The organism is Actinosynnema sp. NPDC004786 (assembly GCF_053601135.1).
The window spans coordinates 1-14,194 of sequence record NZ_JBSGBG010000085.1; the positions used below are offsets into that span (position 1 = coordinate 1).

4 protein-coding genes and 1 pseudogene are annotated in these 14,194 nt (G+C 74.3%); 2 read left to right on the forward strand and 3 right to left on the reverse strand.

The window, feature by feature from the left end; translation table 11 throughout:
* Positions 1 to 631 precede the first annotated feature (631 nt).
* On the forward strand, positions 632 to 2,077 hold the full coding sequence (locus tag ACWEFJ_RS38430) for an APC family permease (protein ID WP_378098456.1): 1,446 nt from the start codon (positions 632 to 634) through the stop codon (positions 2,075 to 2,077).
* Between the two features lie 57 nt (positions 2,078 to 2,134).
* On the opposite strand, the gene ACWEFJ_RS38435 is transcribed toward ACWEFJ_RS38430, so the two are convergent.
* A complete protein-coding gene (locus ACWEFJ_RS38435) occupies positions 2,135 to 2,551 on the reverse strand; it encodes a heavy metal-responsive transcriptional regulator (RefSeq protein ID WP_449716814.1) in 417 nt (138 codons plus the stop codon).
* 263 nt (positions 2,552 to 2,814) lie between these two features.
* Between ACWEFJ_RS38435 and ACWEFJ_RS38440 the strand changes: the two are divergent.
* A pseudogene (locus ACWEFJ_RS38440) lies at positions 2,815 to 3,135 on the forward strand (YnfA family protein); the annotation flags it as partial.
* A 74-nt stretch (positions 3,136 to 3,209) separates the two neighbouring features.
* Here ACWEFJ_RS38440 and ACWEFJ_RS38445 read toward each other — a convergent pair.
* Together ACWEFJ_RS38445 and ACWEFJ_RS38450 are read right to left on the reverse strand one after the other, a co-directional pair.
* Complete coding sequence (locus ACWEFJ_RS38445; protein WP_449716815.1) at positions 3,210 to 10,385, reverse strand: type I polyketide synthase; 7,176 nt, start codon at positions 10,383 to 10,385, stop codon at positions 3,210 to 3,212.
* Positions 10,382 to 14,194: non-ribosomal peptide synthetase (locus ACWEFJ_RS38450; RefSeq protein WP_449716816.1), on the reverse strand; the 3,813-nt coding region annotated here is incomplete at its 5' end. The genes ACWEFJ_RS38450 and ACWEFJ_RS38445, both read right to left, overlap by 4 nt.

Below are 14,194 nucleotides of genomic sequence, written 5' to 3' on the forward strand. Positions count from 1 at the left end.
TCCGACAGCCCGTACCCCTCCACCTTCGCCAGGAACTTGTCGTACATCCCGGCGAAGACGTACTTCCCCCACGTGGCGTCGTACGCCTTCTTCAGCAGGTTTGCCATGGCCAGCCAGCCCTCCAAGCTGTGAACGAAGCGCGGCTCCCCCAGTGAGGTGCGCGCGTGATCGCGTCCGTCCGGTGGCGCGAACGGAGAAGTCCTCTGTGGTCCGCCGGGTTCCCCGGTCGCGGCGGGGAGTCCCCGTTCGATTCGCTCGTGGTCATCCGGGGTCGATTGCCGGTCGTAGTCTCGTAGTTGAACCCGACTTCAAGTCAACCCCGGCGCCGGCCCCGCCCAGGCGGCCGAGTGCGGGAGCGCGATCACCCCGGTGGAGCAACGCCGGTAACGATCCGAGCGCTTTCCCCCGGGATCCGTTGCGCGCGCGGGCCGTCGCCGGTTCCCATTCCACGGCGTTGCGACGAGCGGTCGACCTGCGTTCACCGCTCCGCCGGGACCAGTCGCGGGTTCCGGGCCACTGTGGACGCCCATGCCGTCCGGTTCGGCAGTGGTGGACGACGCAACCGTGGACATCCGGGGTCCTCATGGCCGTCAGACGGCCTGTTCGACGCGCCCGCACCCGAGGAGGTCCCGTGTCCGAAGCACGCGAGAGTTCGCCCGCCCGCAGCACCACCGTCGCGTTACCGCGAGGCGGTCAACGCGGCGGCGAGGAGGCGGTGTTCCCCGGCCGCAGCCTGCTGCCCGTGACCGCGTCCTGGTGGACGTCGATCCTGGTCGCCGTCGGCGCGTCCCTGATGATCTCCGTCTCGATGGCCGAGATGGCCGCGGAGATCGGCAACGCGTCCGTCTGGGTCTGGATCACCACCGCGATCGTGGGCGCGTTGCAGTGCCTGCTGATCGCCGAGCTGGCGTCGCGGTTCACCGGGCGCGCGGGCGGCACGGCGCAGTTCGCCTACCGCGCCACCGCGAAGGGGTCGCCGACGCTGGGGGCGTTGTCGTCGTGGTCCTACTGGTTCGCCTGGACCCCCGGCATCGCGGTCAACCTCATCCTCGCCGCCACCTACCTGAAGTCGCTGTTCTGGCCCGAGGGCAACGTCATCCTGCTCGCCGTCCTCATCGGCATCGCCCTGTACTTCATCACCGCCCTCGGCCTGCGACTGTCCACCATGGTCAACGCCGCCCTGGCCGTGGTCGCCCTCGCGGTCGTCTCCGTCGTGGTCCTGACCCCGGTGTTCCACCCCGAGACGTTCGACATCGCCCGCGTCCTGCCCACCCAGCTCCCCGAGGACGCGCCCACCGGCGCCTGGGGTGTCGTCGGCGTCGTCCTCAAGTGGGCCTTCATCGCCACCTGGGCCGCCTACGCCGCCGAGATGGCCTCCACCGTCTGCGCGGAGATCAAACAACCCGAACGCCACATGAAGCGCGTCATGTCGATCTCCGCCGTCATCGCCATCGCCGCCTTCACCCTCGTCCCCGTCAGCATGTTCGGCGTCGTCGGCGTCGAAGGGCTCCAGCGCGACCCCTTCACCGTCTTCGCCGAGATCGGCGGCATCACGCTCGGCCCCGCCGGCCGGCACGTCGTCGGGCTCGGCCTCGCCGCCGTCCTCGTCCTGGGCGCCGAGATCTTCATCATCGGCTCCTCCCGCACCATCCACCAGATGGCGCAGGACGGGCACCTGCCCAAGATCTTCGGCAGGATGAACAAGCGCGGCGCGCCGGTCGGCTCGATCATGTTCGACGCGGTGGTGATCATCATCATGCTGGTGGTGTTCGGCACCCAGGTGGTGAGCGTCGTGGCCGCGGCCACCTTCGGCTACCTGATGGTGTTCGTCCTGCTGCCGCTCGCCTACCTGACGCTGCGGCGCTACCGGCGTGACGACGACGGCGGCTTCCGGCTGGGCAGGCCGTTCGTCGGCGTGGCCGTGGGCCTGTTCCTGTTCAACGTGGTCCTGCTGGTGTTCGGCGGTCTCCAGTGGGGCGTCGAGGTCATCGTCGTCGGGTTGGGCGTGACCCTGGCGGTGATCCCGATCTCGTACTTCACCCGCCGGTCGCGCGAACGCGCGGAGGTCGCGGGCTGACCACGTGCGAAAAGGGGGCGCTCCGATCACCCGGGTCGGAGCGCCCCCTCGTCGTCGTCAGCCGGCGATCCGGGCCGGCGGACGCCACACGCCCGGCTCGGGGTTCGGGCAGTTCGCGCTGGGCAGGCTGCCCACCATGGCCGAGAGTTCCTTCTTCAGCGCCTGGAGGCGCTTCATCTCCTGGTCGATCTCCTCCATGCGCTCGCGCAGCAGCACGGCGGCGTCACCGCACGGGCACGTGCCCGTGTCGCGGATCGACAGCAGGTCGTTGATCTCGCGCAGGCGCAGCCCCAGCCGCTGCGCGCCCTGGATGAACCGCAGCCGGTCCACGGCGTCCTCGCCGTACCGCCGGTACCCGGCCCGGCTGCGCGGAGGTTTCGGCAGCAGGCCGACCCGTTCGTAATACCGAATGCTGTCGCTCGGAACCCCGGTGCGCTTCGACAAGCCCGCGACCGTCATTTGCCCAGATTCCATGCCCCCTATCCTACTCCGCCGCACCCGCGCGGACGACGGAACGGCCGGGCCGACCGGCGGTTTCCCATTGTTCGAAACCACCCCGGACCGGTTCCGGAATTCCGACCGAACGGTGGCGGCGCATTGTCGGCGCGCATTGACGTGGCGTGATCGCGGCGAATGCGCGAACTCGCACCCCTTTTCGGAGCATGACGCGGATCACGTGTGACCTTCCGGGCACTGAGCGTGTCCGGACATCACGTGGGGTCACCTATCATGGCCCCATGCCCATCAAGTCCGTGGTCCTGTTCGCGCTGGCCGCGCTCGCCGAGATCGGCGGCACGTGGCTGATCTGGCAGGGTCTGCGGGAGCACCGCGGCCTGCTGTGGCTGGCGGCCGGCGTGGTCGTGCTCGGCTTCTACGGTTTCGTGGCCGCGCTCCAGCCGGACGCGAACTTCGGCCGGGTGCTGGCGGCGTACGGCGGCGTGTTCATCCTCGGCGCGCTGATCTGGGGCGTGGTGGTCGACAAGTTCCGCCCGGACCGCTGGGACCTGATCGGGGTCGGCATCTGCCTGGTCGGCGTCGCGGTGATCATGTACGGGCCCGACCGGTCGGCGACGCGCGCCCAGGGGGCGGAAACGCCGCCGACGGTCGAAACCCTCGCGGACACCTGCTGCCGTTAGAGCCGGACGACCTCCAGGTCGTCGGAGCCCGGCACGTCCTCCTCCCGCACGACGGCCCTCAGCGCGATCTGCCGGCACAGGTCCCGGACGATGTCGCGGACGGTGCTGCCGTCGAACAGCGCCTCGCCGGGCAGGGCGACGGACAGCCCGGTGAGCAGCCGGTCCCGCAGCCGCACCGCCATGAGGGAGTCCAGGCCGAGGTTGGCCAGCCGGGTGTCCGGGAACCGCCCGCGCAGCTCCTCCCGGTCGACGGCGCTCAGGCCGAGCAGCAACGACGTCTCCCGGAGCAGGAGCGCGGTCACCTCGGCCTCCGCGCTCTCCGGGTCGGTGAGCACCAGCTCGCTCACGTCCGGGGCCGCGGCCGGGGTGGGCGCGGCGGTGGCGGTCGCGGCGAGGTCGGCCAGCAGCGTCCGCTTCGCCGCGCCGCCGTTGACCGCGACGTAGCGGTCCCAGTCGACCTTGGCCAGGCCGAGCCGGGTGTGGTCGCCGGTGAGGACGGCCGACAGCGCCGCCGCGCCTTCGGCGTCGCCGATGCCGTGCAGGCCGCCCCGCCGCAGCGCGTCGGCCAGCCCTTCGCGGGCGGCGGCGAGGCCGCCGTCGGACCACGGTCCCCAGTTGACGCTCGTGGCGGGGAGCCCCTGCGCCCGCCGCGCGTCCGCCAGCGCGTCCAGGAACGCATTGGCCAGGACGTAGTTCGCCTGCCCGGCGGAGCCGACGAGCGAGGCGAACGAGGAGAACAGGACGAACAGGTCGAGCGGCTCGTCGCGGGTGAGGCGGTGCAGGTGCCACGCGCCACGCGCCTTGGCGGCCAGCACGTGCTCGTACCGCGCCCAGTCGAGGTCGGTGAACGGGCCGTCGTCGGTGACGCCGGCGGCGTGGACGACACCGCGCAGCGGGGGCATGTCGGCGGCGATCTTCGCCAGGGCGTCGCGCAGGCCGCGCTCGTCGCCGACGTCCGCGCCGAGCAGCACGACCTCCGCCCGTTCGCGGAGTTCGAGCACCCAGTCCGGGTCCGTCGCGGGCCGGTTCCGGCCGAGCAGCGCGACGTGCCGCGCGCCGTGCTCGACCAGGTGGCGGGCGGTGACGCGCCCGAGCGCGCCCCAGCCGCCGGTGACGAGGAACGTCCCGTCCGCGCGGAGGGAGGGCTTCTCACCGGAGGGCTCCGCGGCCCGCAACCGCGCCTGGCGCCACTCGCCGTCGTGCGCCGCGAGCCTGCCGGACCCGCCCAGCCCGACGACGCGGGCGAGCACGTCGGCGGGGTGGGCCGTCCCGTCGTGGTCGACGTGCACGACCGGCAGGTCGGGGTACTCGGCGGTGAGGGAGGCGGCCACCCCGGCGAGCGCCGCGCCGGCCAGGCCCGACCCCGCCGCACGCCGGGCGCACAGCGCGATCGTCACGCGCCGGCCGGCCAGGTCCGCCAGGAGCCGGCGCAGCGGCAGCACCACGTCGCGCGCGGCCTCCTCGAAGCCGGCCAGGTCGTCACCGGCCGCTTCCGCGCCGACGACGACGATCCCGGCCAGGTCGTCCGCCGGCTCCTGGCCGCGGTACCCGGTCGTCCGGATCCCCCTGTCCCGCAGGCGTTCCCGCCATTCGCGCGTGACGTCCTCGGCCCCGACCAGCAGCCACTCGCCGCCGACCGCGGGCACCGCCGGCGCGTCCGCCCGCACCCAGTCCACCGCGTACCGCAGCAGGGGCGGTTCGGCCGCCGGCAAGGGTCGCAGCGTCACCCCGTGCAGCTCCGCGAGGACGACACCCCCGGCATCGGTCAGCCGCACGTCCACGACGTGCTCGCCACCGTCCCGCGTCCCGCGCGACCGGACGTGCGACCACAGGTCGCCGGGCGCCGTCCCGCGCACCACGACCCGCTCCACCGCCACCGGCACGAGCGGCCCGGACAGCTCCGGCACCACCGCGGCGGCCACGTGCAGGCACGCGTCGAGCACCACGGGGTGCAGCGTGTACCAGGCGTCCTCGGCGGATCGAGCCTCGACGGCGACCCTGCCGACCGCCTCGCCCCGCCCGGCCCACAACTCCCGCACGCCGCGGAACGCGGGCCCGTACACCATGCCGGCGCGGGCGAACCGCGCGTACAGGGCCTCGACGTCCTGCGGCCGCAACCCGGCGACCGCCTCCGCCGCCGGCCGCCCGGGTTCGGGCTCCGGCGCACCGCGCCGCACGGCGGCGGCCTGCGCCCGGCGGGTCCACCGGTCGCCGTCGCCGTCCCGGGCGAAGCAGTCCACCGCTCCCCCGGCCGGGTCCACGACCGCCTGCACCGCCGTCGTCCGACCGGCCGCGAGCGCCAGCGCGCTGGTGAACCGGACGTCGTCCAGCGTCAGGACGTCCCCGCCGAACACCGCCTTCGCCGCGGCCGTGATCCACTCGACCATCGCCGCGCCGGGCAGCAGCGCGACTCCCCCGATCTCGTGCTGCTCGGCGAACCACGGCCGCGTCGCGCCCAGCTCGGAGGCGAACCACTCGCTGGGCGCGCCGGCGATGTCGACCCGTTGCCCCAGCAGGGGGTGCGCCGGAACCCGGCGCGTCGGCGTGGCGCCGGGCGCGTACCAGTGGCGGTCCGCGCGCAGCGGGTGGCCCGGCAGCACGGCCGGGTCGACGGGGCCGTCGTCGGGGCGCGCGAGGTCGCCGCCGACGGCGTGCCACTGCGCCAGCGACAGCACCAGCCGCCGGTCGTCGCCGTCCTGCCGCCCACCGCTGGGCAGCCAGACGCCGTCGGGCACGGTGCGCGGCCCGAGCGGGGACAGCACCGGTTCGGGGCTCATCTCGGCGAAGTGCCGGACACCGAGCCGGGCGAGCGTCCGCAGCCCCTCGGCGAACCGGACGGGCCGGCGCAGCTGGTTCACCCAGTGCGCCGCCGTCAGCCCGGAGGTGGGCAGCACATCGCCGGTGAGCGTGGACACGATCGGGATCCGGCCCTCGTGGTGGCGGACGTGCCGGGCCTGCTCCGCGAAGGTCTCGACCACCGGGTCCATCAGCGGCGAGTGGAACGCGCGGGTGACGTTGAGCCTGGTCACCTTGGCCCCGCGGGCGACCCAGCGGGCCGCGAACTCCTCGGTGGCGTCCTCGGTGCCGGACACCGTGACGTCCTCGGGCCCGTTGAACGCCGCGACGGCGACGGCGTCGTCCGCGAGTTCGCGCAGCAGCTCGTCGACGTGGGCGGTGCGGACCGCGTACATGGCGCCGGGCGGGGTCTGCTCCATGAGCCGGGCGCGCAGCAGCACGAGCCCGGTGGCGTCGTCCAGCGTGAGCACGCCGGAGATCACCGCGGCGGCGAACTCGCCGAGGCTGTGCCCGATGAGGTAGTCCGGCTGGACGCCGAACTCCTGCCACAGCCGGGCGATGGCGTACTGGGTGGCGAACATCGCGGGCTGCCCGTAGCCGGTGCGGGTCAGGTCGACCAGGTCGCCCGGCTCGCCCGCGAGCACGGGCAGCAGGGAGGCGCCCAGCTCGGGCCGCACGAGCGCGTCCACCTCGGCCAGCGCCTCGCGGACGACCTCGTGGCGCCGGTGCAGCGGTCGGGCCATGCCGGCGCGCGCGAACCCCTGGCCGGGGAACAGCCAGGCCAGCGGTCCCGGTCCGGTGTCCGGCGCGGTCCCGGTCAGGACGAACGCCGACGGCGTGCCCGCCCGGTGCTCGCGCAGCGCCCCGGACGCCTCCGCCGCGGTGCGGGCGACGACGACGGCGCGGTGCGGGAAGCGGGTGCGGCGGTGGGCGGCGCGGCACAGGGCGGCGAAGTCGGCGTCGGGCCGGTCGAGCGCCTCGGCCACGGCGTCGGCGAGGTCGGCGAGGGCGCGTTCGCCCTTGGCCGAGACGGGCAGCATCCGCCACGTCTCCGCGTCGTCGTCCGCCCGGTGTGCGGTGCGCGGCGCTTGTCGGACGATCACGTGCGCGTTGGTGCCGCTGAACCCGAACGAGCTGACGGCGGCGGTCCGGGGGCGCGCGTCGTCGTGCCACGGCTGCGGCCGGGTGGGGATGGCGCAGCGCGTGCCGTCCAGCGAGATGTGCGGGTTGAGCCGGTCGAAGTGCAGGTTGGGCGGCACGAGGCCGCGCTCGACCGCCAGGACCGCCTTGATGAGCCCGGCGACGCCCGCCGCGGCCTCCAGGTGGCCGAGGTTGGTCTTGGCCGAGCCGACCCACAGCGGGTCCTCCGCGTCCGGCGCGCCGTAGACGGCCGCGATCCCGGCCAGCTCCACGGGGTCGCCGAGGCTCGTGCCCGTGCCGTGCGCCTCGACGTAGCCGACGTCGCCGGGGGCGAGGCCGGAGGCCGCGAGCGCGCGGCGCAGGACGGCCCGCTGCGCCAGGGCGTTGGGCGCGGTGAGGGTGTTGCTGCGGCCGTCCTGGTTGACCGCGGAGCCGACGACCAGCGCGTGCACCCGGTCCCGGTCGGCGTCGGCGTGCCGCTTGAGCACTACCACGCCGCAGCCCTCGCCGCGCACGTACCCGTCCGCCGCGGCGTCGAAGGTCCGGCACCGGCCGGTCGGCGACATCATCCCGGCCTGGGAGAACGCGACCACCAGGTCCGGGTCGAGCAGCAGGTTGACCCCGCCGACGATCGCGGTGTCGCACTCGCCCCGGCGCAGGCTCTCGCACGCCTGGTGCACGGCCACCAGCGACGACGAGCACGCGGTGTCGATCGAGGCGGCCGGGCCGGTGAGGTCGAGGAAGTACGACACGCGACCGGCCGCGACGCTGGGCGAGGTGCCCGTGCCGGTGTACGGGCCGGGTTCGACGTGGTCGCGGACCATGAGCCGGCCGTAGTCGGTGGTGCCGATGCCGACGAACACGCCCGTGTTCGTGCCCGCGAGGGCGTCGGCCGGGATGCCCGCGTCCTCCAGCGCCCGCCACGCGGTGGTCAGCAGCAGCCGCTGCTGCGGGTCCATCGCCGCGGCCTCCTCGGCGGAGATGCCGAAGAACCGCGCGTCGAACCCGGCGACGTCGGGCAGGAAGCCGCCCCACTTGGTGCTGCTGTGCCCCGGGGCCGGCGGGCCCTCGCGGTACCACGAGTCGGTCGGCCAGCGGTCGGGCGGCACCTCGGTCACCGCGTCGCGCCCCTCCACCAGCAGCGACCAGTAGTCGTCCACCGAGCCCGCGCCGGGGAACGCGCACGCCATGCCGATCACGGCGATCGGCTCGGCCGACGCCGCGGGCCGGGCCGCCGGCTCGACCGCGGGGGCGTCGCCGCCGGTGGTCAGCGCGACGGCCAGGCGGAGGATCGTCGGGTTGCCGTAGAGGGTCGCGGGGTCGACGGGCCGGCCCAGCCACGCGGCCAGGTCGCCGGTGAGGCCGAGCGCCTGGGCCGAGTCGAGCCCCAGGCCGCCGAACGTGGCGTCGACCGGGACCTCGGCGGGCGCGAGGCCCGTCCGGGCCGCCACGCGGGCGCGCAGCCACTCGACCACCGCCGCCGTGTCGCGCTCCCCGACCGGCTCGACGGGCTGCGCGGGGGTCACCGGGCCGGAGACGTACTCCACCTTGAGCGCGCCGCGCAGGTACTCCTGCTTGGTGAACTGCCGGCGCACCTTGCCGCTGGTGGTCACCGGCAGCGACGCGGGCCGGATGAACACGACGGTGTCGACGGCGACCTCGTGCTCCTCGGCGACGGCCCCGCGCACCCTCCGCGCGACCTCGGCGAGGTCGTGCTTGCCGCGTTCGGAGCGCTTCAGCTCCTGGACGACGACCAACCGCTCCTCGCCGTCCACGTCCACGGAGAACGCGACCCCGAGACCCCGGTTGAGCGCGGGGTGGGCGTCGGTCATCGTCAGCTCGATGTCCTGCGGGTGGTGGTTGCGCCCGCGGATGATGATCAGGTCCTTGCGACGGCTGGTGAGGTAGACCTCGCCGTCGATCACCGCGCCGAGGTCGCCGCTGCGCAGGTACGGCCCGGAGCCGTCGGCCAGGTGGGCCCGGAAGGTCTCGGCGGTGTCGTCCGGGCGGTCCCAGTAGCCGGCCGCGATCGTGCGGCCGCGCAGCCACAGCTCGCCCTCCCGCCCCTCGGGCAGCGGTCGGCGGGTCTCCGGGTCCACCACGAGCACCTCGGTGTCGCCGAGCGCGGGACCGTTGCTGAGCAGGCGTTGGCGGCGCGGACCGGGGGTGCCCGGCGGCACGACGTCGACCCGGCCGTGCCCGAAGCCCTCGACGTCCACCTCGATCACCCTGGCCCCGTCGCGGGGCGGGTGCGTGGCGACGGCGAGCGTCGACTCGGCCATGCCGTAGGCCGTGCGGAACACGTCGCGGCGGAACCCGCAGGGGGCGAACGCCTCGGCGAACCGCTCCAGCGTGTCGGCGCGGATCGGCTCGGCGCCCATCGCCAGCACCCGCCAGCCGCTCAGGTCCAGGGTCGCCTTCTCCTCCTCGGTGACGCGCTCGCAGCACAGGTCCAGCGGGAAGTTGGGGCTGAACGACACCGTGGCGCGGTACCGGCTGATGGCGGCGAGCCAGCGCAGGGGCCGCTGCACGAACACCGGCGGCGGGATCATCACGGTGGTCGCGCCCAGCAGCAGCGGCATGAACAGCCCGGCGATCAGGCCGAAGTCGTGGAACAGCGGCAGCCAGGTGACCACGACGTCCCGGGCGTCCATGCCGAGGCCGGTGCTGAACAGCGCGGGCTGGTAGACGATGTTGTCGTGGGTGACCACCACGCCGCGGGGGCGGCTGGTGGACCCGGAGGTGTACTGGAGGTAGGCGACGTCGTCCGGGCCGGTCGCGGGCGGGCTCCACGCCGGCGCGTCGTGGCCCTCCAGGTCGTCGGCCTGCCACAGCGCGCACCCGTACTCCTCGGGCAGGTGCGCCATCGGCCCGTCGGTGGCGGCGACGATGGCCAGCGCGGGCCGGCAGTCCTGCACCACGTGGTCGACGCGCTCGCGGTGGCTGCTCTTGGTGGGCGGGTTGAGCGGCACGGGCACCGCGCCCGCGTAGAGGCACGCCAGGACGCTGAGCACGTACTCGACGCCGGTCGGCAGCAGGATGATCACGCGTTCCCCGGCCAGGCCCGCGTGCCGCATGCGGGCGGCGAGGGCGCGCACGCGGGCGTCGAGCTGGGCGTAGGTGAGCCGGTCGTGCTCCGTCTCGCCGTCGGCCAGCACGACGAGGGCGGTCTTGTCGGCCCGTTCCTCGGCGTGCGCGCGCAGCACGTCCACGAACAGGGGGAAGTCGCGGGTCACGATCGTGCCTCCAGCACTGGTTCGAGGTGGTCGCGCACCGCGTCCGCGACGGGGGTGACGTGCCGGTCGGTGAGCAGCGTGTAGTGGGTGCCGGGCAGGACGACCCCGGTCGCCGAGCCCGTGGTGAGGGTGCGCCAGCCCCAGTCGGCGTCCGCCGCGTGCGGGTGGTCGGCGAACTCGCTGACCACGCCGTCGGCGGCGCGCACCACCAGCACGTCGGCGCCGATGACGGTCGGCTTGTGGCGGCGGCACGCGCGCACGACGCCGGTGAACACCGCGTAGGTGTGCCGCAGGTGCGCCTCGTCCACGGCGACCGCGCGGCCGGTGCGGCGTTCGAGCAGGGCCAGGCCGGCGCTGAGGCGGTCGGGCCCGGCGACGGCCGACAGCTCGGCGCGTTCGTCCGCCGTCGCGTCGTCCGCGCGGAACCCCAGGTCGAGGTCTTCGAGGAACCACAGCAGCATCGACACGGGATCGACCTCGGGCGCGGGGGCCGGGGCGGGCGAGTCGAACACGAACAGGCGGGACACCCGTTCGCCCTCCAGCTCCAGCTTGTGCGCGACGTGGGCGGCGATGACCGCGCCGGACGACCAGCCGCCGAGCACGTACGGGCCGTGCGGCTGGGCGCGGCGGATCTCCGCGACGTAGCGGACGGCGAAGTCCTCCACGTCGGCGGGCACGTCCTGGTCCGAGTCGGGGCCGGGCGCCTGCAGGGCGTGCCAGTCGGCGTCGACCAGCTCGGCCAGCCCCCGGTAGGCGAGCACGCTGCCGCCCGCCGGGTGGACCAGGAACACCCGGGGCGCGCCGGGGTTCTCGCGCAGCGGCACCAGCGCCGACCACGTCCGCTCCCGGTCGAGCTGCTCGCACAGCGCGGCCACGGTGCGGCCGGACAGCAGCGCGCCCAGCGACAGCCGCTTGCCGAGCTGCCGGGAGATCCGGCTGATGACGCGGAGCCCGGCGAAGGACTGGCCGCCGAGGTCGAAGAAGTCGTCGAACACCCCGACGCGCGGCACCTCCAGCACCTCCGCCCAGATCGCGGCGACCTCGGCTTCGAGGTCGGTGCGCGGCGGCACGTGCTCCCGGGCGGGTGCGGCGTCGGCGGGGGCCAGCGCGTCGAGCGCGCGGCGGTCGACCTTGCCGTTGGAGGTCAGCGGCAGCCGGTCCAGCACGGTCACGCTCGCGGGCACCATGTAGTTGGGCAGGCGTTCGGCGAGGAAGTCGCGCAGGTCCGGCCCGTCCGCGCCGGACGCGGCGGCGAAGCCGACGAGCCGGCGGCCGGCGGGACCGTCCTGGACGGTGACCAGGGCGCGGTCCACGGCCGGGTGCTGGGCCAGCACGTGCTCGATCTCGCCCAGTTCCACCCGGAAGCCCTGGATCTTGACCTGGAAGTCCGCCCGGCCCAGGAACTCGATCGTCCCGTCCGGCAGGTACCGGCCCAGGTCACCGGTGCGGTAGAGCCGTTCGCCGGTCCGGGGGTGGGTGGTGAAGGACGCGGTGGTGCGTTCGGGGTCGCCGAAGTAGCCCACGGCCAACCCGACCCCGCCGATGTGCAGGTGGCCGGGCACCCAGGTCGGCGCGTCCCCGCCGGTCTCGTCCAGCACGTGCCACGTCTGCCCGCCCAGCGGACGCCCGTACGGGATGCTCGTCCACGCCGGGTCCACCACGTCGACCGGGTGGTAGATCGACCAGATCGACGCCTCGGTCGCGCCGCCCAGGCTGATCACCCGGGCGTGGGGGGCGACGCGCCGGATCCGGTCGGGCAGGTCCACGGGGATCCAGTCGCCGCTGAGCAGCACCAGCCGCAGCGACGGCAGGTCCAGCCCGGTCGCCTCGGCCTCCTCGACCGCCAGCTGCATCAACGCCGGCACCGAGTTCCACACCGTCACGCCGGCCGACCGGATCGTGGACACCCAGGCGCGGGGGTCGTGGGACTCGGCCGGGCCGGGCAGGACCAGGGTCGCGCCGGCCGCGGTGGTGCCGAACAGGTCGTAGACCGACAGGTCGAAGCACAACGACGAGATGCCGAACACCACGTCGTCCGCGCCGACACCGAACCGCCCGTTGACGTCGAGCACGGTGTTGAGCGGCCCCCGGTGGTCCAGCGCCGCGCCCTTCGGCGTCCCCGTCGACCCCGACGTGTAGATGACGTACGCGAGGTCCCTCGGGGAACGCCGGGCGATGGCGCGGGGCGGCTGCCCGACCCCGGCCCCGACCACGTGCACGGTCACGTCGCCCAGGCCCGCGACCCGGTCGCGCAACGCCTCCACCGTCACGGCGTGCCGGGCCCCGGTCGCCTTCAGCAGGTGCGCGATCCGGTCCGCCGGCCACTCCGGGTCCACCGGCACGTACGCGCACCCGACCGCCAACACCCCGTGCACGGCGACCGACTGCTCCCACCCCTTCGGCAACACCACCGGCACCAGCTCACCGGGGCTCGCGCCCGCGTCGACCAGGGAGGCCGCGACGTGCGCGCTGCGCCCGTGCAGCTCGCCGTAGGTCAGCGCGGTCGTCGGGGTGCGCACGGCGATCCGGTCGGCGGCGTCGGCGGCGCGGTGCGCGAGCGCGTCGTGCAGCAGGCCGTCGGGCACGTCGTGCGGCAGCGCGTTGAGCGCCCGGCGGGCCGCCAGGTCGGCGTCGGGGACGAGGTCGAACCCGGTGCGCTGCCACCAGGAGTCGTCGTGCGCGAGGCCGACCACGAGCCGGTGGAACGCGTCGAGCATCGCGTCGACCACGCCGTCGGGGAACATCGACTCGATGACGTCCCAGGCGATCCACATCGTGCCGTCGTCCTGCTCCCAGAACTGGCAGTCCAGCAGCACCTGCGGTGTTTCCAGGGTCGAGTAGGTCGGCCGGTCGAACTTGCCCATGAACAGGCCGCTGCTGATCACGAAGGGGCACGCGGCCCGGCCGGGCGTGCGGCGGTGCCGGTTGAGGGCCTGGAGCACCTTCACCCCGCTCCAGTGGGTGTGCTGCATGTCCTGCAACACGCGGGCGCGCAGCCGTCGGGCCTTGGCCTCGAAGGTGTCGTCGCCGCGCCAGTCGACCTCCAGCGGGTACAGCGAGGCGAAGTTGCCCATCACCTCGCCGATCTGCGGGTGCAGCGGCAGCCGGTGGGTCACCATGTTGTTGAGCAGGAAGTGCCTCGACCCGCTCCACGCGGCGACGACCTCGGCGTACGCCGCGTACATGACGTTGCTGTCGGTCAGCCCGTGGGCGCGGGCGCGCTGCTTGAGGGCGGTCCACTCGGCGGCGGACAGCACGAGTTCGCGGCGGTTCAGCTCCGAGCGGCCGCGGGCCTGCGCGCCGGCCGCCAGCGGGATCGCCGGCGCGTCCGGCCACTCGGGGATGCGGTCGCGCCAGTACTGCTCGGACTCCCGGCCGAGCGGCGACGCCTCGATGTCGGCCAGCGTGACGACGCAGTCGCGGAAGCTGACCTCCAGGTCGGGCAGCACGCGGTCCGGGTCGCGGTAGAGGCCGAAGACGTTGTCCAGGAAACGGCTGGTGCCCATGCCGTCGCTGAAGAAATTGTTGTTGTTGTAGTGGATGCGGGCGTCTCGCTCGCCGTGCAGGCTGATCTGGATGTCCAGCCACGGCCACCGGTCCAGGGGCAGCTGGCGGCGGCGGACGCCTTCGCGGATCCGCAGCAGTTCGCGCTCGACCTGCTCGGCGGGCAGGCCGCGGAAGTCGTGGACCACGGGCGACAGCGGCGTGAACTCCGGGACACGGCGCAGCCGCATGTCCTCCGTCACGACCACCAGGTTGTCCCGCTGGCGCAGCAGGTTCCGGTTCACCGCCGCGAAGAACCGCTCCAC